The 19787-nt window shown below is 58.0% G+C and carries 20 protein-coding genes and 2 pseudogenes; 7 read left to right on the top strand and 15 right to left on the bottom strand.

Features of this window, described 5'->3' with window-relative positions; translation table 11 throughout:
* Window positions 1-8: 8 nt before the first annotated feature.
* From ACTWLJ_RS14095 to ACTWLJ_RS14085, 3 genes and pseudogenes are all read right to left on the bottom strand, one after another.
* Window positions 9-431, bottom strand: a pseudogene (locus ACTWLJ_RS14095) (methyl-accepting chemotaxis protein); the annotation flags it as partial.
* 120 nt (window positions 432-551) lie between these two features.
* Window positions 552-1328 (bottom strand): annotated as a pseudogene (locus ACTWLJ_RS14090) (PAS domain-containing protein); the annotation flags it as partial.
* 418 nt (window positions 1329-1746) lie between these two features.
* Window positions 1747-2637 (bottom strand): LysR family transcriptional regulator, encoded by an 891-nt coding sequence (locus ACTWLJ_RS14085; protein WP_445181242.1) that lies wholly within the window; start codon window positions 2635-2637, stop codon window positions 1747-1749.
* A gap of 99 nt (window positions 2638-2736) precedes the next feature.
* Here ACTWLJ_RS14085 and gstA point away from each other — a divergent pair, with 99 nt between their 5' ends.
* Window positions 2737-3330 carry a glutathione transferase GstA gene (gstA, locus tag ACTWLJ_RS14080; protein ID WP_445181241.1) on the top strand — a complete coding sequence of 198 codons (594 nt, stop codon included), beginning with the start codon at window positions 2737-2739 and terminating at the stop codon, window positions 3328-3330.
* A gap of 141 nt (window positions 3331-3471) precedes the next feature.
* On the opposite strand, the gene ACTWLJ_RS14075 is transcribed toward gstA, so the two are convergent.
* The 4 genes from ACTWLJ_RS14075 to ACTWLJ_RS14060 form a co-directional block, all read right to left on the bottom strand.
* Window positions 3472-4485: an ABC transporter substrate-binding protein gene (locus ACTWLJ_RS14075; RefSeq protein ID WP_445181240.1), complete on the bottom strand. Its 1014-nt coding sequence runs from the start codon at window positions 4483-4485 to the stop codon at window positions 3472-3474.
* The gene (locus ACTWLJ_RS14070; protein ID WP_445181239.1) at window positions 4482-5009 is read right to left on the bottom strand and encodes a sigma-70 family RNA polymerase sigma factor; all 528 of its coding nucleotides are present in this window, start codon (window positions 5007-5009) and stop codon (window positions 4482-4484) included. The genes ACTWLJ_RS14075 and ACTWLJ_RS14070 overlap by 4 nt, the downstream gene beginning before the upstream one ends.
* A gap of 125 nt (window positions 5010-5134) precedes the next feature.
* Window positions 5135-5926: a phosphate/phosphite/phosphonate ABC transporter substrate-binding protein gene (locus tag ACTWLJ_RS14065; protein WP_445181238.1), complete on the bottom strand. Its 792-nt coding sequence runs from the start codon at window positions 5924-5926 to the stop codon at window positions 5135-5137.
* 140 nt (window positions 5927-6066) lie between these two features.
* Window positions 6067-7008, bottom strand: a complete 942-nt coding sequence (locus ACTWLJ_RS14060) for a fatty acid desaturase (RefSeq protein ID WP_445181237.1) — start codon at window positions 7006-7008, stop codon at window positions 6067-6069.
* 325 nt (window positions 7009-7333) lie between these two features.
* Here ACTWLJ_RS14060 and ACTWLJ_RS14055 point away from each other — a divergent pair, with 325 nt between their 5' ends.
* Complete coding sequence (locus ACTWLJ_RS14055; RefSeq protein WP_445181236.1) at window positions 7334-7750, top strand: GNAT family N-acetyltransferase; 417 nt, start codon at window positions 7334-7336, stop codon at window positions 7748-7750.
* A 122-nt stretch (window positions 7751-7872) separates the two neighbouring features.
* On the opposite strand, the gene def is transcribed toward ACTWLJ_RS14055, so the two are convergent.
* The 3 genes from def to ACTWLJ_RS14040 form a co-directional block, all read right to left on the bottom strand.
* Window positions 7873-8412, bottom strand: coding sequence for a peptide deformylase (def, locus tag ACTWLJ_RS14050; RefSeq protein ID WP_445181235.1), 540 nt, complete (start codon window positions 8410-8412; stop codon window positions 7873-7875).
* A gap of 2 nt (window positions 8413-8414) precedes the next feature.
* Window positions 8415-9365, bottom strand: coding sequence for a YihY/virulence factor BrkB family protein (locus tag ACTWLJ_RS14045; protein WP_445181234.1), 951 nt, complete (start codon window positions 9363-9365; stop codon window positions 8415-8417).
* Window positions 9366-9539: 174 nt separating this feature from the next.
* Window positions 9540-9731 (bottom strand): CsbD family protein, encoded by a 192-nt coding sequence (locus ACTWLJ_RS14040; RefSeq protein ID WP_008082339.1) that lies wholly within the window; start codon window positions 9729-9731, stop codon window positions 9540-9542.
* 198 nt (window positions 9732-9929) lie between these two features.
* On the opposite strand from ACTWLJ_RS14040, the gene ACTWLJ_RS14035 reads away from it, so the two are divergent.
* Window positions 9930-10307, top strand: coding sequence for a hypothetical protein (locus ACTWLJ_RS14035; protein ID WP_401215284.1), 378 nt, complete (start codon window positions 9930-9932; stop codon window positions 10305-10307).
* A gap of 143 nt (window positions 10308-10450) precedes the next feature.
* On the opposite strand, the gene fadD1 is transcribed toward ACTWLJ_RS14035, so the two are convergent.
* Both fadD1 and fadD2 read right to left on the bottom strand, forming a co-directional pair.
* On the bottom strand, window positions 10451-12148 hold the full coding sequence (gene fadD1, locus ACTWLJ_RS14030; RefSeq protein WP_445181233.1) for a long-chain-fatty-acid--CoA ligase FadD1: 1698 nt from the start codon (window positions 12146-12148) through the stop codon (window positions 10451-10453).
* A 362-nt stretch (window positions 12149-12510) separates the two neighbouring features.
* The gene (fadD2, locus tag ACTWLJ_RS14025) at window positions 12511-14199 is read right to left on the bottom strand and encodes a long-chain-fatty-acid--CoA ligase FadD2 (protein WP_401215278.1); all 1689 of its coding nucleotides are present in this window, start codon (window positions 14197-14199) and stop codon (window positions 12511-12513) included.
* Window positions 14200-14440: 241 nt separating this feature from the next.
* Between fadD2 and ACTWLJ_RS14020 the strand changes: the two genes are divergently transcribed.
* Both ACTWLJ_RS14020 and ACTWLJ_RS14015 read left to right on the top strand, forming a co-directional pair.
* The gene (locus ACTWLJ_RS14020; RefSeq protein WP_445181232.1) at window positions 14441-15385 is read left to right on the top strand and encodes a lysophospholipase; all 945 of its coding nucleotides are present in this window, start codon (window positions 14441-14443) and stop codon (window positions 15383-15385) included.
* 41 nt (window positions 15386-15426) lie between these two features.
* Window positions 15427-15897: a MaoC family dehydratase gene (locus tag ACTWLJ_RS14015; protein ID WP_093099066.1), complete on the top strand. Its 471-nt coding sequence runs from the start codon at window positions 15427-15429 to the stop codon at window positions 15895-15897.
* Between the two features lie 123 nt (window positions 15898-16020).
* Here ACTWLJ_RS14015 and ACTWLJ_RS14010 read toward each other — a convergent pair whose 3' ends face one another.
* Window positions 16021-16488, bottom strand: a complete 468-nt coding sequence (locus tag ACTWLJ_RS14010; protein ID WP_401215273.1) for a ferritin-like domain-containing protein — start codon at window positions 16486-16488, stop codon at window positions 16021-16023.
* A 205-nt stretch (window positions 16489-16693) separates the two neighbouring features.
* Here ACTWLJ_RS14010 and ACTWLJ_RS14005 point away from each other — a divergent pair, with 205 nt between their 5' ends.
* A complete protein-coding gene (locus ACTWLJ_RS14005; protein WP_445181231.1) occupies window positions 16694-16930 on the top strand; it encodes a DUF3820 family protein in 237 nt (78 codons plus the stop codon).
* A 30-nt stretch (window positions 16931-16960) separates the two neighbouring features.
* Entirely contained in the window at window positions 16961-18142 is a 1182-nt protein-coding gene (locus ACTWLJ_RS14000; RefSeq protein ID WP_445181230.1) for an aminotransferase class V-fold PLP-dependent enzyme, read from the top strand.
* 5 nt (window positions 18143-18147) lie between these two features.
* Here ACTWLJ_RS14000 and ACTWLJ_RS13995 read toward each other — a convergent pair whose 3' ends face one another.
* Window positions 18148-18870, bottom strand: a complete 723-nt coding sequence (locus tag ACTWLJ_RS13995) for an intradiol ring-cleavage dioxygenase (protein WP_445181229.1) — start codon at window positions 18868-18870, stop codon at window positions 18148-18150.
* 241 nt (window positions 18871-19111) lie between these two features.
* Window positions 19112-19777: a bifunctional 4-hydroxy-2-oxoglutarate aldolase/2-dehydro-3-deoxy-phosphogluconate aldolase gene (locus ACTWLJ_RS13990; RefSeq protein WP_126365751.1), complete on the bottom strand. Its 666-nt coding sequence runs from the start codon at window positions 19775-19777 to the stop codon at window positions 19112-19114.
* Window positions 19778-19787: the final 10 nt, after the last annotated feature.

Here is a 19787-nt window from a genome sequence, read left to right as displayed (position 1 = left end):
GTGCGTTGTCAGTTCAACTGCAGGGTATTGTTGAACTGGCTGATCGCATCCACCACATGCCGCGAACCCTGTTGAATCTCCAGAATCACCTCCCCCGCTTCATTCGCCAGTTCCACACCGAGTCCGGTGCGGCTCAGGCTTGATTGCATGCTCGATACCGCACTCAGCGACAAGTCGTGGTTCTTGCGCACCACCTCGACAATTTCCAGCGTCGCCTGACTGGTGCGTGCCGCCAGACTGCGAACTTCGTCCGCCACCACCGCAAAGCCGCGCCCATGCTCACCGGCCCGCGCCGCTTCGATGGCCGCGTTGAGCGCCAGCAAATTAGTCTGATCGGCAATGCCGCGAATGGTCTGGACGATGGTGCCGATGATGTCCGACTGCTTGCTGACCGCGTCGATACTCTGCGCCGCCTCGTTGAGGTCGCGGGAAATGTCCTGAATGATCTGCACCGTTTGCTGCACGACCTGTGAGCCTTTTTGCGCGCAGGCGTCGTTTTGTACCGAAGTGCTGTGGGCCGATTCTGCAGCGTTTTGCAGGGTGGTCATTTGCTGGGTGATGTCGCTGGCGAACTTGACCACTTTGTACAAGCGGCCCTTGGTGTCGAACAACGGGTTGTAAGAGGCTTCGAGATAAACCATCTGCCCGGACTTGTTCTTGCGCTCGAAACGATGGGAGTGATATTCGCCGCGATTGAGCGAGGCCCAGAATGCCTTGTATTGCACCGACTCGGATTCGGCGCGGTGGCAAAACATGCTGTGGTGATGGCCGACAATTTCGTGCAGCGAATACTGCATCGTCCGTAGAAAGTTGTCGTTGGCAGTAATCACATTGCCTTCGGGGGTGAACTCGATCACCGCCATCGAGCGGCCAATAGCGGCCAGCATGCTTTCCTCTTCTTTTTCCTTGTTGACTCGCTGGGTGATGTCCGAGGCAACCTTGATCACACTTCTGACTTGCTTGTCCGGGCCATAAACCGGCATGTAACTGGCTTCCAGCCAGATCTCGCGACCGCTTTTATTCAGGCGCAGAAACGTCCCGCTGATCGGCTCACCACGGGCCAGGTCACGCCACAACTTGGCGTATTCCTCGCTGCGATAGAACGCCTCTTCGCAAAAGATCCGGTGATGTTTGCCGCGCACTTCTTCGGCGCCGTAGCCCATGGTCTTGCAGAAGTTTTCGTTGGCATCCAGAACAATGCCTTCGGGGGTGAACTCGATCATTGCCATCGAACGGCTGATCGCTTCCAGCTTGGCGTTGGTTTCAGTCAGCGCACAGCTATAGCGTTCGATTTCCAGCAGGTCAGCCTTGTGATGTAGGTTGAACATGGTTGTATCACCTTCCGCGCGGTCTTTTGATTTGATGAAAGTTCAGTTCTTTCAAGATCCACCACTACGTTCCATAGAACAGGCACACGCATTCCTCCACGAGAGGAAGTTGTCAGGTGATTAATGATGTTCAATCGGAGGGTCCATGCAGCAACGCTCTAATCAAGACATCCCTCTCTTGATAGCCCGCGAGCGGGCCAGCCCTAACGTATCGAAGAACTTCCATTTAAAAAATGCTCCCTGTCATTTCGAATAGGTGCCTTCAATTGCGCACTCTGCCAACGTGTTGCGATCAGGCTAATCCGGGCCGGCCTACCGGTGGTCGACACAGTTAGTTACAGCTGAGCATAGACAGCGCAATGCCGTGCGCAAGGCCATTAGTCGGCCAGTATCTGGCACTTTTTGCACAAGAAACGGTTCAGCGCGGAAACGCCACCGCTGAATCATCGAGGAGGTCGAGCAAGGCCTGCACCGCTGGCGTTGGAATCACTCCGGCTGGCAGAACCAACGAGAATATCCGCTCGATGCGCGGCATCAGCGGGACCATCCGCAAGCCGTGTCGATCCGCGGGCAAAGTCATCTCTGGCACCAGGCTCACGCCGAGGTTTTCCCGCACCAGCGTGAAGGCGCTGCTCCATTCGCGAACTTCGACGCGCACGTCCTGCAACTCGAGTCCGGCAGTCAAGGCCAGGCTGCGGGCATTGGTCGAGCATCCGCCAGTGGCCAGTACGAAGGGCAATGCCGCCAGTTCCTCAAGACTCACGCCCTGTTCGGCGTTACGCAAAGCCAGGGGATGCCCCGCCGGGACCACCGCGACCCAGGCATCCCGCCCCAAGAGTGCGGCGTTGCGTGCAGACGACGGATTGAGCACCACGCCGACATCCACCAGGCCTGCGGCGAGCAAGGTTTCAACTTCGTCATCGCTGACTTCCAGCGCCACCACTTCGATGCCCGGATAGAGCCGATTGAACTGACGCAACAGCGGCGGCAGGAAGCTCGCCAGCACCATGGGGAAACTCGCCAGCCGGATCGCCCCGCGCAGCATCGGCCGAACAGTGTCGACGGTGTGGCGAATGGTTTGCAGCGCATCGAGCATCACCCGCGCCTGCTCGATCACCGACAAACCGACGGCGGTAGGTACGGTCTGTCGGCTTTCACGGCTGAACAATTGCACGCCGAGGGTTTCTTCCATCAACGCCAGGGCCTGACTGGCGCCGGACTGGGTCATGCCGATCCGCTCGGCGGCGCGGGTGATATTGCCGTGATCGGCCACCGCGACCACCAGCCGCCAATGCATCAGGTTCATCATGCCAGTAGCTGTCCTTATGGCGATTGTCTGAAAGATTAATTTTACCGAAGGTGCGGGCGACTATGACACTGGCGCCAATCCCTCACCAGAGTGCTCCCGATGAAGTTGTATTACGCCCCGCAAGCCTGTTCGCTGGCGCCGCACATTGTGTTGCGCGAACTGCAACTGCCGTTTGTGCTGATCCGTGTCGATAACCGCAGCAAACGCACCGCCAGCGGCGAAGACTTTCTTGCGATCAATCCCAAGGGGTACGTTGCGGCGCTGCAACTGGAGAACGGCGAAGTGCTGACCGAAGGACCGGCGATTTTGCAGTATCTGGCGGACCTGCAACCGGAGTCAGGACTGGCACCGGCCCCTGGCAGTTTCGAGCGGGTGCGTTTGCAGGAATGGCTGAATTTTGTTTCGAGCGAGATCCATGGCGGGCTCGGCGCGTTGTTTGACGAGCGTATGCCGGCCGAGGTGATCAAGGAGAAGTTGTTCAGGCGTTTTACAGTGTTGGTCGAGGTATTGGAGCGCCAGGAATATTTGCTGGCGGGCGGTTTCAGCGTGGCGGATGCGTTGCTCTTTGTGGTGCTGCGCTGGGCCGGGTTGTTTGGCATTGCGCTGGAACAGTGGCCGGCGTTGGCGCGGTTTCAGGACAGAATCGGCAAGCGCCCGACAGTGATTGCGGCGTTGGCGGCAGAACCGGCGTAAGCCCTCAGATCCAATCGCGGGCAAGCCACGCTCCCACAGGGACCGATGTTGACCGATATATTTCAGACAACTTCGATACCTGTGGGAGCGTGGCTTGCCCGCGATGGCGTCGGGCCAAACACCAAAAAACCTTCAGAAAACCTACAAACTCCCGCTCACCTTGCTCGCCACCTCCCCCGGCACCCAAGCCTTCCACACCTGCGGCTGATCACGCAAAAACGCCTCGGCGACCTGACGCGGTTGCTGGCGTTTTTCACTCATCGCCGCCAGTGTCTGATTCAGCAGATCAATCGGCAAATCGACTTTCTCGAAGAACGCCACCAAATCCGGATACTGCGCCTTGAACGGCGCGGAAACGCCAATCGCCAGACTGGCCGGCATCGAGCGTGTGCCCTTGGGATTCGGATTGTTGGCATCGGCCAGGGTCTTCCACGCTTCAGCATCAAACGGCGGCTCGTCGAGCTTCACCAGTTTGAAACGACCGAGCAACGGCGTTGGCGACCAGTAGTAAAACAGTACCGGTTTGCCACGCCGAATCGACGAGGCGACCTCGGCATCCAGCGCCGCGCCGGAACCAGTGCGGAAGTTGACGAAGCTGTCGTTCAGCGCATACGCCTTGAGCTTCTGGCTGTTGACGATCTCCGAAGTCCAGCCGGTCGGGCTGTTGAGGAAACGCCCGCGAGTCGGGTCTTCCGGGTCACGGAACACCTCTTTGTAGCGCGGCAGATCGGCGACTGATTTCAACTCCGGCGCCAGTGCCTTGATGCCACGTTCGGGGTCGCCCTTGATCACATATTCCGGCACCCACCAACCTTCAGTCGCGCCTTTGACCGTATCGCCGAGGCCGAACACTTTGCCTTCGGCCGACGCCTTGACCCACGCCGGACTGCGCCCGGCCCATTCTTCGCCGATCACTTGAATATCGTTTTTTGCCAACGCCGCTTCCAGGCTGACGGTGCTGCCCGGCAGCGTATCTGTTGGGTAGCCATAGCCTTTTTCGACGATCAGGCGCAGCACTTCCGTGATGAAACTGCCGCTCTCCCAAGTAATGTCACCGAAGTGAATCGGCGCAGTTTTCTCTGTCGCGGCGGCGTGGCCGACAGCCAGACTCAACGCCAGCAACGAACTGCCGAGCAGGGTTTTGATCGATCTCATGCAGACCTCTTGTCTTGTAGGAATTGGTTGGCGCTGTGGCGGTCGCACAGGGCTTGGGAGCGAGTCATGTAGGCGCTGACCGAACGCAGGGAGATGCCCAGTTCGGCGGCGATTTGCGGGTAGGTCAGGCCATCGACCCGAGCGAGTAAAAAGGTCGAACGGACTTTGCCGGGCAGTCGTTGCAAGCTTTGGTCGAGGCGACCCAGCGTCTGGGTCAATTGCGCCAGCTCTTCGGGCGAGGCAGCCAACTGCTCATCGATTTGCAGCAAGTGCCTGCGCTCCAGATCGCCACGGCGCCAGCGCTGATAAAGCAGGCGCTGAGCGATGGTGGTGAGCAAGGCGCGGGGTTCTCGAATCGCGCTCAGACTTGGGGCTTCGAGTAATTGGGTGAAGGTTTCGGCGGCGATGTCTTCGGCGCTGGCGGCATCGTTGAGTTGCCGACGCAGGCGGGTGCAGAGCCAGTGATAGTGAACGCGGAACAAGCCGTCCACGGTGTTGCGATGAGATACGTCGGCGCCGGACATAGGGGCTCCTGGGTTAGGGGTCGCTGAATGTCCGGTCGTCCGGTGGCGCGATCCTAGCAAAGCGCCTTATGCATTAATAATATTAATATTTTATTTTTATATTCTTTTTGGAAATATAAGGTCTTTTACCGCAAGCGACCGTAGCCTGACTCCTCAGCTTCGCGCCGATAATCGAGCAGGATCTGATAGTCGCTTTCGCTGGCCGCCAGCACTTCTACCAAACCGAGGGTTTGCGCCACTTCGGGCAGTTCTTCAAGGGTCTGATTCATCACGTCTCGCAGTCCTTCAATCTGCTGATCCGTAGCACTGGCGACGGTGATGAAAGGCAGCGTCGGACTGAATGCACTACGCGCTACCACACGTAATCCACTGACTTCTTGCGGCGCATATTGCGCGAGACAGGCGTAGGTCACGCTGTCGATTGCCGCCAGATCGGCTCGACTTTCTCGAAGCCAGCGCAAGCTTTCACGATGGCCGCCACTGATGCTGACCGAGCCGAAGAACTGTCCATCACGCTGCAACGGCGCCAGACGCTGGCGCAGCAGATTCATGCCGCTATTGGAGTCTTCACTGTTGATCACCCCGCGACTGTCGCGAAAGTCCGCGAGGGTTTTACGGGGATCATTGGCGCGAGCGAGGATCAGGCTGCAATGGTTGCCGGCGCTGCTGTCGGGCAGCTCATAACGCGGGCGACCGATGATTCGCGCCTGGCCACGCAACGCGGTCATCAACGGATAACCGCAGGTTTGCGTCAGCAGAAGTTGGGGCGATAACCAGAGCTGTGGCAGCGACAGATGTTCGGCATTCAGCCGGGTGTGGCCGAGGTGATCGAGGATGCGCGTGATCCAGCGTTCGTTGGCCAGGCGAATCGGCTCGGGGGCGATGTACATCAGCAGTTCGGCGTGGTGTTGAGTCATACACATTCTTTCCCGTAGAAACATAACCTGTAGGAGCCAGCCTGCTGGCGATTGCGGGCTGCCAGTTGATGCACATGCTGAATGATCCAACGCTATCGCCAGCAGGCTGGCTCCCACAGGGGAGTAAGGTGTTCTTGAGATTAGTGGAATGGATGTTGCGGGCTATCGATCGGCCTGAATCCGTTCTGCCGCCACAACTGCCCATATCCCTGCACCAGAAACCCGCCACTGCGCGCCTGCCATTGTTCGCGACGCGTGTAGTAAACCGTGGGCAAGTCGTACCACGCCAGCCCCGGCAAGTCGTGATGCACCAGATGAAAATTCAGATTCAAAAATAGCCAGCGCCACGGCCATCCGGCTTCGTTAAGCACCGTGCGTTGCTCCGGTTGCGCGTGCGGACGGTGTTCGTAATAGGAGCGAATCATCGCAATCGACAGCGCCGGCACGCTGATCAAAAACAGGTAATGCCAAACCGGCAACACGCTGTAGCGAGCGATGAACCACAGCATCAATATTGTGAACGCGCCGTGAGTCAGCCACATCAGCCAGGCCTGACGCTCGCCATTCTTCAGGCGCTGCAACTCTTCCCCGGCCAGCGCGAACAACGCCAGCGGCGCACCCAGCAGGAAACGCCCAAGCACGGTTTTGTTCAGCCAGTGCAGACTCCGCTCGAACAACGAAATGCCCCGCCAACCCGCCGCACTCAGGTAACGGCTTTCGGGATCGATGCCCGGCACGGTCAGGTCTTCATCGCGGTGATGTTGCAAATGGCTGTCGCGATACAGCGTGTACGGATACCACACCGCCAGCGGCGCATAGCCGAGGACTTTGTTCAGTCGCTTCCAGCGCGTCGGATGCCCGTGGAGTAATTCATGCTGCACCGACAGCCACAACACCAGCAACGGGATCAGCAGCAACGTGCTGAAAGCTCGACCGAGCCAGTGACTATTGAGGACAACGGCGAACCAGCCGCCATACACGCCGATCAGCAGCAGCCACGTCGGCCACTCGGTGCGGGCGGTGAAGCGCTGGCGCAGGGTGTCGATTTGCTGGCGGTGGGCGGCGTCGAAGTAATGCGGCATGGCGTTGCTCGGAACAGAGATGTTCCTTTCCTGTGCAACAACGCCTGGAAAACTTGCAGATTATTTTTGATTTGAACTGAGAGCCCGAGAACCGGGCTCTCGAAGAGCTGTATCAGTGGCCGAATACGTCGAGTTTCTTGGCCTTCTTATCGTGGCGTTTCTCAATCGCAGTCTTGGCTGGCTTCTTCTTCGCAGCTTTCTTTGAATCCATACCTTTGGACATGATGCGTACTCCACTAACAGGGGATGTGAAATCAGGTATACACCTATCGCGCCGCGCGCGTTCTTTTATAATCGGCGCTTTGCACGCCGACAGTCCGATCCCATGCCCGATACCCGATACACCCTGCTCGACGAGTCGTTATGGCCGTTGATGAACAAGTTCTACCGCAGCCATCAATCGTCGATGAAAGCCGTGCGTGATGCACAGTTGTGGGTGGCGCGCCGAGAGGAGATTGTCGCCGTGCTGTGTCTGCGGCCGGTGGCCGGTGGGCATTGGCTGACCGGGTTGCTGGTTGATCCGGCCTGTCGTGAACAAGGGCTGGCAGCCGGGTTGATTGCCGAGGCGGCGAAGGGGCTGGAATTGCCGGTGTGGCTGTTCTGCCATCCGGACTTGCGCGGATTTTATGAGCGACGCGGGTTCAGCTTCGACCCCGCCCTGCCCCAGGCGATGTCCGAGCGTTTGAGCCGTTATGCGCGGAGCAAGCCGATGATTGCGATGGAGCTGAAACCTTCAGCCTGATGCAAAACCATTGTGGGAGCGAGCTTGCTGGCGATTGCGGTATAGCAGTGACATTTTCATTGTCTGACACACCGTAATCGCCAGCAGGCTGGCTCCCACATGGGAAATGTGTTGGATTTGGATCAGTCGTCTGCGTTGGGATCAAGATCCGGGAACATCACTTCGGTAAAACCGAACTTGCTGAAGTCGCTGATGCGCGACGGATACAGCCGCCCGATCAAGTGATCGCATTCATGCTGCACCACCCGCGCATGGAAACCTGAAGCCACCCGCACAATCGGCTCGCCTTTCGGATCGAATCCTTCGTAGCGAATCTGCTGATAGCGATCCACCGCGCCGCGCAAACCTGGCACCGAGAGACAACCTTCAAAACCCTCTTCCGTCTGCGGACTGAGCGGCGTAATCAGCGGATTGATCAGGATCGTCTGCGGTACCGCTTCGGCGTCCGGGTAGCGCTCGCTGTGCTCGAAGCCGAAGATCACCAGTTGCAGATCGACACCAATCTGTGGCGCCGCCAGCCCTACGCCGCCAACGCTTTCCATGGTCTGGAACATGTCGTCGATCAGTTGCCACAGCTCAGGGCTGTCGAACATTTCGGCCGGTACCGGTGGTGCAATACGCAGCAGGCGTTCGTCGCCCATTTTCAGAATTTCACGAATCATGGTCAGGCTTCGTCAGTGTCCGGCTTGAGCGAGTGATCGCGGCCCAGGCCCGAGACGTGTTGTTTGGGTTGTTCATCGAGTTCACCGGGGACTTTTTCGCCCGGGTCCTTGCCCTCGCTGGACATGTGCTCGATCACCGCATTCATCTCCGCGCCGAGTAACAGCACGGCGGCGGAAATGTAGAAATACAGCAACAGCACGATGATCGCCCCGATGCTGCCATACATCGCGTTGTAGTTGGCGAACGTCTTGACGTAAAACGCAAAGCCTAACGAGGCAATAATCCACACCACCACCGCCAGCACCGAGCCCGGGGTGATGAAGCGGAACTCCTGTTTGACGTCTGGCATCACGTAGTAGATCAGTGCCACGGCGACCATCATCAGAATCACGATCACCGGCCAGCGCGCAATCGTCCACACGGTGACGATGACTTCTTCGAGCCCGACTTGCGCAGCGATCCAGCCCATCACCTGCGGCCCGAGCACCATCAGCGCGGCAGCGACCAGCAGCATGCCCGCGATGCCCACGGTGTAGAAAACCGACAGCGGGAAACGCTTCCAGATCGGCCGGCCTTCAACCACGTCATACGCGGCATTCATTGCACTCATCATCAGCCGCACGCCGGCAGATGCGGTGTAGAGCGCGATGACGATACCAATCGAGAGCAAGCCGCCCTTGGACTGTTGCAACTGATCAATCACCGGATTGACCTGCTCCAGCGCTTGCGGCGGCAGCACCAGTTCCGATTGCAGACGCAGCCAGGTAAAAAAGTCCGGCAGGTGCAGGAAACCAATCAGGGCGATCAAAAACAGAATGAACGGGAACAGCGAGAACAGCATCTGGTAGGCCAGTGCCGAGGCGTACGTCGACATTTCGTCGTCGATGAATTCAGTGACCGTGCGCACCATCACCCGGTGCAGGGGCAGACCTTTCATGTCCGGAAAAATCATTCGCGTCTCCTTTCGCCGCAAAACAGGTTGAAGTCGTGGCGACTCAGGGGCCGTTTGTTTCATCAAGGTAGCCTAATTGGCGACTTTGAAAAACTTTCGTCGGTCACAGATTGTGATCGATACAAAAACGGCCATCCTTGGATGGCCGCTCATGTATTTCGTTCAAAGGCAGAATTACGCCTTGTCGACGCCTTTCTTTACCGCGTCCTTGGCTTTGCCGACAGCTTGCTGGGCTTCACCTTTTTTCTCTTGAATCTTGCCTTCGGCTTGCAGCTTGGTGTTGTCGGTGGCTTTACCCACGCCTTGCTTGACGTTGCCGACAGCTTCGTTGGCCATGCCTTTTACTTTATCGCCTGTGCTACTCATGGTGTTTCTCCTTGGTGCATTAAGGGGGAAAAGTCAGTACCTAAAGATTGACTGGCCCGGTTTGCGCCAAGTTTCATTTATTTTCAGAGGTTCATTTCGTCGCAGCGTGCAGGTTGGGCTTTATGTTTGTCCGCGAAGCCCCGAGAATGCGCAACATATCGGCGCCACGCGCCAGAGAACCGATCCCGCAGGAATGTTATGAAACTCGATAAAAAGCTCGCCATTGCCCGTAGAAACCAGGAACTGGGCGGTGCCGTGCTCGGCGTCAACAACTGCCACTTCGCCGAACTGAACCGTAATCGCAATATCTGGTGGTTCGACCTGCCGGTCGCGCGCCTGGCAATCGGTCAGTACGAGTGGATTCACTTGCTCATGCACACTCCAGCCACCGACGAACTGCTGCACCTGAAAGTGCCGACGGTGTTCCTGCGTGAAAAGCTCGAAGGGCTGGTGATTCGCAACGAAGGCAAGCGCAAGGCTGCGCTGAGTCTGGAATTGAGTGCGGACAAGGATTCGTATCTGCAGGACATGCGTCCGTCGGGCACCAACGTCAACTTCGCGCCGTTCCGCCAGTAACAGCAAAAGCTTCGCGAGCAAGCTTGCTCCCACATTTAGACCGCGTTCCAATGTGGGAGCGAGCTTGCTCGCGAAGATGGCCTGACAGACACTAAAAACCTCCAGGCCAGAATCAAAAAGCCCCGCATCTGCGGGGCTTTTTTTTATGCGGCGTTCTTCGCCTTGATCTTCTTCAGCTCTTCGTCGCGCAGTTCGCGGCGCAGGATCTTGCCGACGTTGGTCGTCGGTAGTGCATCGCGGAACTCCACCGAACGCGGCACCTTGTAGCCGGTGACGTTGGCGCGCATGTGCTCCATCACGGTTTCCTTGGTCAGCGTCACACCCGGTTTGGCAACGATGAAAATCTTGATCGCCTCGCCCGACTTCTCGTCCGGCACGCCAATCGCCGCGCACTGCAACACGCCCGGCAGGGTTGCCAGCACGTCTTCCAGTTCGTTCGGATAGACGTTGAAACCGGAGACCAGAATCATGTCTTTCTTGCGATCGACAATGCGCATGTAGCCATCCGGCTGAATCAGCGCGATGTCACCGGTTTTCAACCAGCCGTCGCTGTCGAGCATTTCATCGGTGGCTTCCTGACGCTGCCAATAGCCCTTCATCACTTGCGGGCCCTTGACGCACAGTTCGCCGATTTCGCCCAGCGGTTGTTCAACGCCAGCATCGTCGATGACTTTGCACAGGGTCGATGGCACTGGAATGCCGATGGTGCCGATCTGGATGTTCTGGATCGGGTTGACCGTGGCCACCGGGCTGGTTTCGGTCATGCCGTAACCTTCACAGATCGAGCAACCGGTAACCGCTTTCCAGCGCTCGGCGGCGGCCAGTTGCAGGGCCATACCGCCAGACAGCGTGACTTTCAACGCCGAGAAATCCAGCTTGCGGAAGCCTTCGTTGTTGCACAGCGCCACAAACAGTGTGTTGAGACCAACGAAACCGCTGAACTTCCACTTCGACAGTTCCTTGACCATCGCCGGCAGGTCGCGCGGATTGCTGATCAGGATGTTGTGATTGCCGATCAGCATCATCGCCATGCAATGAAAGGTGAACGCATAGATGTGGTACAGCGGCAGCGGCGTGATGAGGATCTCGCAACCTTCATTGAGGTTGGAACCCATCAGCGCCTTGCACTGCAGCATGTTGGCCACGAGGTTGCGGTGAGTCAGCATCGCGCCCTTGGCCACGCCAGTGGTGCCGCCGGTGTATTGCAGCACTGCAACGTCGCCGCTGTCCGGATTGGCTTCCGCCACCGGCTGGCCCTGGCCTTTGCTCAGCACGTCGTTGAACTTGACGGCTTTAGGCAGGTGATAGGCCGGCACCATCTTCTTCACGTACTTGATCACGCTGTTGATCAGCAGACGCTTGATCGGCGGCAGCAGGTCGGCAACTTCAGTGACGATAACGTGTTTGACGCCGGTTTTCGGCACCACGGTCTCAGCCAGATGCGCCATGTTCGCCAGGCAAACAAGGGCTTTCGCGCCGGAGTCGTTGAATTGGTGTTCCATTTCCCGCGCGGTGTACAGCGGGTTGGTGTTGACCACGATCAGCCCGGCGCGGATGGCACCGAAGACGGCCACCGGGTACTGCAAAACGTTGGGCAGTTGCACGGCGATTCGATCACCGGGCTGCAAATCGGTATGCTGTTGCAGATACGCGGCAAAGGCACCGGACAATTCGTACAGTTCACCGTAGGTGATTGTTTTGCCCAGGTTGCTGAAAGCCGGTTTGTTGGCGAAGCGTTGGCAGGATTGCTTCAACACTGCCTGAATGTTCGGATATTCGTCTGGATTGATGTCGGCAGCAATTCCAGCGGGGTACTTATCCTTCCAAAAGTCTTCGATCATGGAAGCCCACTCCTCAGCAACGCGAATTCTTCACCGCATTTGATGCGATTATTATTGGTGTGTGTTTTGTATTGGTGAATCTGGCTTTTAGATAGGCCGAGAAGTCACAAAGCGCGCCGAGAGTAGCAGCTTTGCCGAGGGTCGCCTAGAGCCAAAAGAGGCCCGAATGGTCACTTTAATGACTCAAGACTTTCTGGCAGTCATTTTAGAGCAAAAATCCTAAGACACCCTGAAAGCCCCGTAACTCGGGGCTTTTTGCTTTCCAAAAGCATCGCGGGCAAGCCCGCTCCCACAGAGATTACGCTAATCCTGTGGGAGCGTGGCTTGCCCGCGATCTGCGCAAAGCGCGGCCATTCAACAGATCAGGCGATATCGCGCAACTCGCGCCGCAGGATCTTGCCCACCGGCGTCATTGGCAACGAGTCTCGTAACACGATGTGTTTCGGCACTTTGTACGCGGTGAAGTTCTCCTTGCAGTAGGCCTTGAGCTCTTCAAGGCTGACCCCGGTTTCCCGCGCCACCACAAACAGCTTCACCGCCTCGCCCGAACGCTCGTCCGGCACACCGATCACCGCGCAGTTGGCGACTTTCGGGTGGGCCATCATCACGTCTTCGATCTCGTTCGGGTACACGTTGAAACCGGAGACGATGATCATGTCCTTCTTGCGATCGACGATGCGTACAAAACCGTCCGGATCAATCACCGCGATGTCGCCGGACTTGAACCAGCCCTCGGCATCCAGCACGTCGGCGGTGGCCGCCGGTTGCTGCCAGTAGCCCTTCATGATCTGCGGACCCTTGATGCACAGTTCGCCGCGCTCGCCCGCCGGTTGCTCGACGCCGTCATCACTGATCACTTTCAGCGTGGTGCCCGGCACCGGCAGGCCGACCGTGCCGATCCGCGACAAGGCGCCATACGGGTTGGTGCAGGCCACCGGCGAAGTTTCGGTGAGGCCGTAACCTTCGGTGATGCGGCAACCGGTCATCTGCTCCCAACGCTCTGCCGTCGCCTTCACCAGCGCGGTACCGCCGGAGTTGGTGAGCTTGAGGGTGGAGAAATCCAGGGTCTTGAAGTCCGGGTGATCCATCAGTGCGACGAACAAGGTGTTCAGCCCCAGCAGCGCCGAAAACCGCCAGTTCTTCAGTTCCTTGATGAATCCGGCGATATCACGCGGATTGCTGATCAGTACGTTGTGGTTGCCGGAAACCATCATGCACATGCAATTCGCGGTGAATGCATAGATGTGGTACAGCGGCAGCGGCGCGATCATCACCTCCTGCCCTTCGCGAATCAGCGGCTGGCCGTCGTCGCCGAACTGGCCGAGACAGGCGCGCACCTGCTGCATGTTCGCCACCAGATTGCCGTGGGTCAGCATCGCACCCTTGGCCAGACCGGTCGTGCCGCCGGTGTATTGCAGCACGGCGACGTCGTCGAGACTGACCTTCAGCGGCTTGATGCCCAGACCACGGCCCATGCGCAACGCGCTCTTGAACGAGATCGCTTGCGGCAGTGAATAGTCCGGCACCAGTTTTTTGACCTTGCTGATCACGGTGTTGACCAGCCAGCCCTTGGCGGTGGGCATCATGTCGCCCATCTTCGCTTCGATCAGGTATTGAATGTCAGTGTCGGGCAGCACTTCCTGGACTTTCTGCCCGAACATGTTCAGGTACACCAGCGCCCGGGCGCCGGAATCCTTGAACTGGTGACGCATCTCGCGCGCGGTGTACAGCGGATTGGTGTTGACCACGATCAGCCCGGCGCGCAGTGCGCCGAACACGGCAATCGGATAATGCAGGATATTGGGCATCTGCACCGCAATGCGATCACCCGGCACCAGGTCGGTGTGGGTTTGCAGATAACCGGCGAACGCAGCGCTGTAGCGCTCCAGTTCAGCATAAGTAAGGGTCACGCCCATGTTGCTGAACGCCGGGCGGTCCGCGAACTTCTTGCAGGAACGCTCAAACACCTCGATCACTGACTTGAACTCGGTCATGTCGATGTCCAGCGGTACGCCGGCCGGGCGTTTGTCATTCCAGAAATCAGGTTGCATTGTTCTTATCCTCTTTACCTGAACCGATCCGGGGCCACTTTTCTGGCATTTCTCTCTCGTCCCTCAAAAAGAGAAAGCACAAAGCGGAGCTTCACGGACACTAGCAGTTATGGCCATTCAGGCAAATACGGACAATGTCGTCATTGATCGTGTGAATCTTCCCGCCGTGGCGTGGGCTGATCGGACGCGCTATAAAATGCAGGAACCCTGAGCCATGCCGCTCAAATAAAAAGGAATTGCCATGATTCACCACAGTTTCTGGCTGGACGCGAGTGACCGCAGCCGCCTCTTCGTCAATCAGTGGCTGCCGGCCGCGCCATTGAAAGCGGTGATTCTGCTGGCCCACGGCATGGCTGAACACAGTGCACGTTATGCGCGGCTGGCCGAAGAATTTTGCGCGCAGGGCTACGGCGTCTATGCGCCGGACCTGCGCGGGCATGGCCAGACGGCCGATCACGGCACGTTGGGGCATTTTGCCGACGACGATGGCTGGTGCAAAGTGGTCGGCGATCTGGCCAGTCTCAATCAACACATCGGCCAACAGCATCCCGGTGTGCCGATCATCCTGCTCGGCCACAGCATGGGCAGTTACATCGCCCAAGCCTATTTGCTGCACCACAGCGCCAGTCTGCTCGGGGCAATTCTCAGTGGTTCGAACTTTCAGCCGGTGGGGCTCTACCGCGCCGCTCAGCAGATCGCCCGTTTCGAAAAACTGCGTCAGGGCGGCAGGGGTCGCAGCGCGCTGATCGAATGGCTTTCGTTCGGCTCGTTCAACAAGAAATTCAAACCGGTGCGCACACGTTTTGACTGGCTCAGTCGCGACCCGGCCGAAGTCGATCTGTACGCCAACGATCCGCTGTGCGGCTTCCGTTGCACCAATCAGCTGTGGATCGACCTGCTCGGCGGCTTGCAGCAAATCAGCAAAGCGTCCAATCTCGCCCAGATCGACCCGGGCCTGCCGCTGCTGGTAATTGGCGGTGAATGTGATCCGGTGAGTGAAGGCAATCGTCTGACTGATCTGGCCAATGCCTTGCGCACGGCCGGCAGCCAAAACCTGCAACTGAAGATCTACCCGCAGGCGCGGCACGAATTGTTCAACGAAACCAATCGCGACGAAGTGATCGCCGATGTGCTGAGCTGGATCGACCAGACCCTGAGCCATCCGCGCCCGCACCGCAGCGAATAATTTTTATGGATTCAACTGATCCAGTACAGGAATCGAGACTGATGACCCAGGTTACCAACATCCCTTACGAAGCCCTCGAAGTCGGCCAGACCGCGAGCTACAGCAAGACCGTGGAAGAGCGCGACATTCAGCTGTTCGCGGCGATGTCCGGCGACCACAACCCGGTGCACCTGGACGCCGAATTCGCTGCCGCCAGCATGTTCAAGGAACGCATCGCCCACGGCATGTTCAGCGGCGCGCTGATCAGTGCTGCGGTGGCTTGCGAACTGCCTGGGCCGGGAACTATTTATATCGGTCAGCAGATGAGCTTTCAGAAACCGGTGAAGATCGGTGACACCTTGACGGTGCGTCTGGAAATCCTCGAGAAACTGCCGAAGTTTCGTGTGCGGATTGCTACTCGCGTGTTCAACCAGCGTGATGAGTTGGTGGTGGACGGCGAGGCTGAGATTCTGGCGCCGCGTAAACAGCAGACCGTAACGCTGCCGACTTTGCCGCCGATCAGCATTGGCTGATTTGTATTGCACAAAAAAAGTGGGAGCGAGCCTGCTAGCGATGGGGTCAGTTCATTCAACTTTGATGTTGAATGTCAGTCCGTTATCGCGAGCAGGCTCGCTCCCACAGTTTTTCGCTAATGCTTACGAGCGTGCACGAGCCTGGTTACGCAGGGCTTTCACCTGGTCGTGGTTGCGTTGTACGCCGTGATACTGGCGTTCAACCAGGTCACGAATACCGACCAGATTGTGTTTGTTGATCTTCTCGATGGCTTCGCGATAAGCCTTCAGCGCATGGTCTTCACCACGCTCGGCTTCGTTCAGCACTGCTTCTTCGTCCTTGCCGGTGAACATCGCTTTGACGTCGACCCAGCGACGGTGCAGGTCACCGCTGACGCTGGTCGAAGTTTCCGGATCACCGCCCATCGAACGCACGGCCGCTTGTAGCTCGGCAGCGGCAGTGGCGCAGTCGGCGGAGCGGGTCACGAACAGGCTTTTCAGTTCTGGATGCTTGATGTCTTCAGCGCAAGTCTTGAACCCTTCCTGACCGTCCTTGCAGGTTTCAATCAGGTCATTGAGTACGGAGATGGCTTCTTTATTCATGTCAGTCATTTTTCAATTCCTTGCGATCGGTGGAAGATACAAGGGATATTGCAGTGTGCGTGCCAGCTCTGATTTAAAGATTTATTTGTTTAAAATCAACACGTTAAATAAATACGTAAAAACTGTACTCCGGTTATTTGCATGATCTGTCATTTGGCCTGCATGCAGAATGCCTGTATTTTCCAGATTGTTTTGAGGCCGGACGATTACATCGATGAACCCTGAAAAAATTGAACTGTTGATCACCCGCGAAATGCCCTTCGGCAAATACAAGGGTCGGATCATTGCCGATCTGCCTGGTCCGTATCTGAACTGGTTTGCCCGTGAAGGTTTTCCACATGGCGAACTCGGCGGTCTGCTCGCGCTGATGCAGGAAATCGATCACAACGGTCTGTCGGATCTACTCGAACCTTTGCGCGCCAAACACGGCAAACCTGCCCCACGTCACTGAAGCGTCCTCCCCTACTGAGCCGAACCGATCATGCCCGATAACACCCGACGCGCCCGTGATGAAGCTTTCTGGCGAACATTCGCCGATCGTTATGAAGTTCAAGCAGGCCCGGTCAACCTGGAAAACGGCTACTTCGGGCGCATGTCGCGCACGGTGATCGAGGAATACCAGCGCAACATCGAGCTGATCAACAGCAGCAACTCGGTGCACGTACGCCAACGTTTCGAACCGCTCGATAGCCTGGATATCCGGGCGCAACTCGCGGAGATGATCGGTGTTCGCGCGCACAACGTGACCTTCACCCACAACGCCACCGAAGGCCTGCAATCGCTGATCCGCAACTACAACCGCCTGCAATCGGGCGATCAGGTGCTGATCTGCGATCTCGAATACGACACCGTCAAAGGCGCTATGCGCTGGCTTGCGCGCACGCGCGGCGTCGAGGTGATCGAGATCAGTCACGCGCATCCGGCGAGCTTCGACAGCCTGCTGGAGACCTATCGCGAGACATTCATCCGCCATCCGAAACTCAAACTGATGGCGCTGACCCACGTCACTCACCGCACCGGTCTGGTGATGCCGGTGCAGGCCATCGCCGCGCTGGCCAAGGAGCACGGCATCGATGTGATCCTCGACGGTGCCCACGCCCTCGGGCAGATCGAGTTCGATCTCGAAGAACTGGGCATCGCCTTCGCCGGGTACAACCTGCACAAGTGGATCGGCGCACCGCTGACCCTCGGCTTCATCTATATCGCTACGCAGCGTCTGGCCGATATTGAACCGGACATGGGCGAAACGCATTACCCGGCCAACGATATCCGCTCGCGTATTCCGCACAGCACCCCGAACATTCCGGCATTGATGACCCTGCCGCTGGTATTCGAGGAACACCGCTCTTTAGGGGGCGCACCGGCCAAGGGTGCGCGCCTGAGTTACCTGCGCAACCTGTGGGTCAGCGCGGTGCGGCATCTGCCCGGCATCGAAGTGCTGACCCCTGATGATCCGCGACTGTATTGCGGCATTACCTCGATGCGTTTCACTCGCCACGCCGATCAACAGGCACTGGCCGAGCGTCTGCTGAGCGAATTCAACCTGTTTACCGTGGTGCGTAACGGCGCAGCTTGCGGGCCGTGCATCCGCATCACGCCAGGGCTGACCACCACCGCCGAGGATATGCAGGTGCTGACCCGGGCGCTCAACGAGCTGCGCTGAGCGGCCTAGACCGTGTACTTGTCGAAGTCCTCGGGTTTGATCTGCGACGACGCCGCAAAGGTGTCGATGCCGATGGTCAGATGACCGAAAAAGCCGTCTTCGTGGGAGTCACGTCCGACCGGCCAGACCGCCAATGTCGAGCCCTCACCGTCAGTGGCGGTGTACAGGCTGTCCTGTTCATTGTTCAACGGTGTTGATGCTCGACCGCGATAGGCTCGGGCATTGAGCACCGAACGAGAGACCACCTCGGGAAAGTACAACTGGCCGACCCAAGCGACGTTGCGCTCTTCCAGGTAATCACCGCCAGCGACAATACGCACCGCCACATGAATGTGCAGCGCACGCCCGGCATAGAAACCCGGATAGATCGTGGTAAAGCGCACCCTGCCCTTTTGATCGCAGATCTGACTGCCACGCAGGTAGGTCTCGTCGTCGGTGCGCGGGATCGAACCGATGGCCTCGGCATCGACTTCCAGATCAGGATTGATCCGGCTCCAGCCCGAATACGCTCCTCGCGCATTACAGTGCCAGATATCCACCAGCGCGCCGTTCACCGGTTCTCCGGTCATGGCGTCAACGATGGTCAGTCGCAGCAGTAACGGCAGCCCTTCGGCACCTTCGCTGATATTGCGGCGCAGCAGTTTGGGATTGCGGAAATAAGGTCCGGCGATTTGTTCGGGCGCCAGTTGATAGACCGGCGCCGATGAAGCTGAAGAATCTCGATCCATGACACGTCCTCTCTTCCATAAGAGAACGCAGATTAGCGTCGGACGAAATTCGAAGTGCGGTAACTATGTATCGCAGCGTTGCTGCGCAGATCAAAAGATCGCAGCCTTCGGCAGCTCCTACAGGGAAATGCATTCCAAGGCTGCGATCTTTTGATCCTGGTTTTCTGCGGGCAAAAAAAAGGTGCACCGACCAAGTGCACCGAAAAAGCCGTAGAACACACAACGAAGTGTCAGGTAAAGATCAGTCCAGCAGCGCCAGTGCTTCAGCGGTGCATTCCTGAATGCGGGCCCAGTCGCCGTTCTTGATCCACTCCGGATCAAGCATCCAGCTACCGCCCACGCACATGACGTTTTTCAGCGCCATGTAACTCTTGATGTTGGCCGGGCTGACGCCGCCAGTCGGGCAGAATTTCACTTCGCCGAACGGGCCGCCGAGGGCTTTGATCGCTGCCACGCCGCCGCTGACTTCAGCCGGGAACAGCTTGAAGCGGCGATAACCCAGGCCGTAGCCTTCCATGATGCCGGAGGCGTTGCTGATGCCCGGCAACAGCGGAATCGGGCTGTCGACGCTGGCTTCCAGCAGATCACGGGTGATGCCCGGGGTAACGATGAATTGCGAACCGGCCGCTTCGGCAGCCGCGAGCATATTGCGATCAAGTACGGTGCCGGCGCCGGTCATCAGTTCCGGACGCTGTTCGCGCAGAATCTGAATCGCCTTCAAACCGAACTGCGAACGCAGGGTTACTTCCAGCGCGGTCAGGCCACCGGCAGCCAGGGCGTCGGCCAATGGCAGCACGTCCTGTTCGCGGGCGATGGTGATCACCGGCAGAATCCGCGCCTTGGCGCAGAGGCTGTCGATCAGGGCAACTTTGTCCGCCATGGATACGGTCGGGGATGGGGTTGTCATAGCGGCTGTT

Source organism: Pseudomonas sp. McL0111 (genome assembly GCF_052567255.1).
The sequence above is the reverse complement of the archived record's forward strand: the minus strand, read 5'-3'. Positions and strand labels throughout refer to the sequence as shown.

Coding starts and splice junctions, on each gene's coding strand:
- ACTWLJ_RS14085 (WP_445181242.1), bottom strand. CDS start 2,637: ATGATGAACCTGATGCATTGGCGGCTGGTGGTCGCGGTGGCCGATCAC.
- gstA (WP_445181241.1), top strand. CDS start 2,737: ATGAAGTTGTATTACGCCCCGCAAGCCTGTTCGCTGGCGCCGCACATT.
- ACTWLJ_RS14075 (WP_445181240.1), bottom strand. CDS start 4,485: ATGAGATCGATCAAAACCCTGCTCGGCAGTTCGTTGCTGGCGTTGAGT.
- ACTWLJ_RS14070 (WP_445181239.1), bottom strand. CDS start 5,009: ATGTCCGGCGCCGACGTATCTCATCGCAACACCGTGGACGGCTTGTTC.
- ACTWLJ_RS14065 (WP_445181238.1), bottom strand. CDS start 5,926: ATGACTCAACACCACGCCGAACTGCTGATGTACATCGCCCCCGAGCCG.
- ACTWLJ_RS14060 (WP_445181237.1), bottom strand. CDS start 7,008: ATGCCGCATTACTTCGACGCCGCCCACCGCCAGCAAATCGACACCCTG.
- ACTWLJ_RS14055 (WP_445181236.1), top strand. CDS start 7,334: ATGCCCGATACCCGATACACCCTGCTCGACGAGTCGTTATGGCCGTTG.
- def (WP_445181235.1), bottom strand. CDS start 8,412: ATGATTCGTGAAATTCTGAAAATGGGCGACGAACGCCTGCTGCGTATT.
- ACTWLJ_RS14045 (WP_445181234.1), bottom strand. CDS start 9,365: ATGATTTTTCCGGACATGAAAGGTCTGCCCCTGCACCGGGTGATGGTG.
- ACTWLJ_RS14040 (WP_008082339.1), bottom strand. CDS start 9,731: ATGAGTAGCACAGGCGATAAAGTAAAAGGCATGGCCAACGAAGCTGTC.
- ACTWLJ_RS14035 (WP_401215284.1), top strand. CDS start 9,930: ATGAAACTCGATAAAAAGCTCGCCATTGCCCGTAGAAACCAGGAACTG.
- fadD1 (WP_445181233.1), bottom strand. CDS start 12,148: ATGATCGAAGACTTTTGGAAGGATAAGTACCCCGCTGGAATTGCTGCC.
- fadD2 (WP_401215278.1), bottom strand. CDS start 14,199: ATGCAACCTGATTTCTGGAATGACAAACGCCCGGCCGGCGTACCGCTG.
- ACTWLJ_RS14020 (WP_445181232.1), top strand. CDS start 14,441: ATGATTCACCACAGTTTCTGGCTGGACGCGAGTGACCGCAGCCGCCTC.
- ACTWLJ_RS14015 (WP_093099066.1), top strand. CDS start 15,427: ATGACCCAGGTTACCAACATCCCTTACGAAGCCCTCGAAGTCGGCCAG.
- ACTWLJ_RS14010 (WP_401215273.1), bottom strand. CDS start 16,488: ATGACTGACATGAATAAAGAAGCCATCTCCGTACTCAATGACCTGATT.
- ACTWLJ_RS14005 (WP_445181231.1), top strand. CDS start 16,694: ATGAACCCTGAAAAAATTGAACTGTTGATCACCCGCGAAATGCCCTTC.
- ACTWLJ_RS14000 (WP_445181230.1), top strand. CDS start 16,961: ATGCCCGATAACACCCGACGCGCCCGTGATGAAGCTTTCTGGCGAACA.
- ACTWLJ_RS13995 (WP_445181229.1), bottom strand. CDS start 18,870: ATGGATCGAGATTCTTCAGCTTCATCGGCGCCGGTCTATCAACTGGCG.
- ACTWLJ_RS13990 (WP_126365751.1), bottom strand. CDS start 19,777: ATGACAACCCCATCCCCGACCGTATCCATGGCGGACAAAGTTGCCCTG.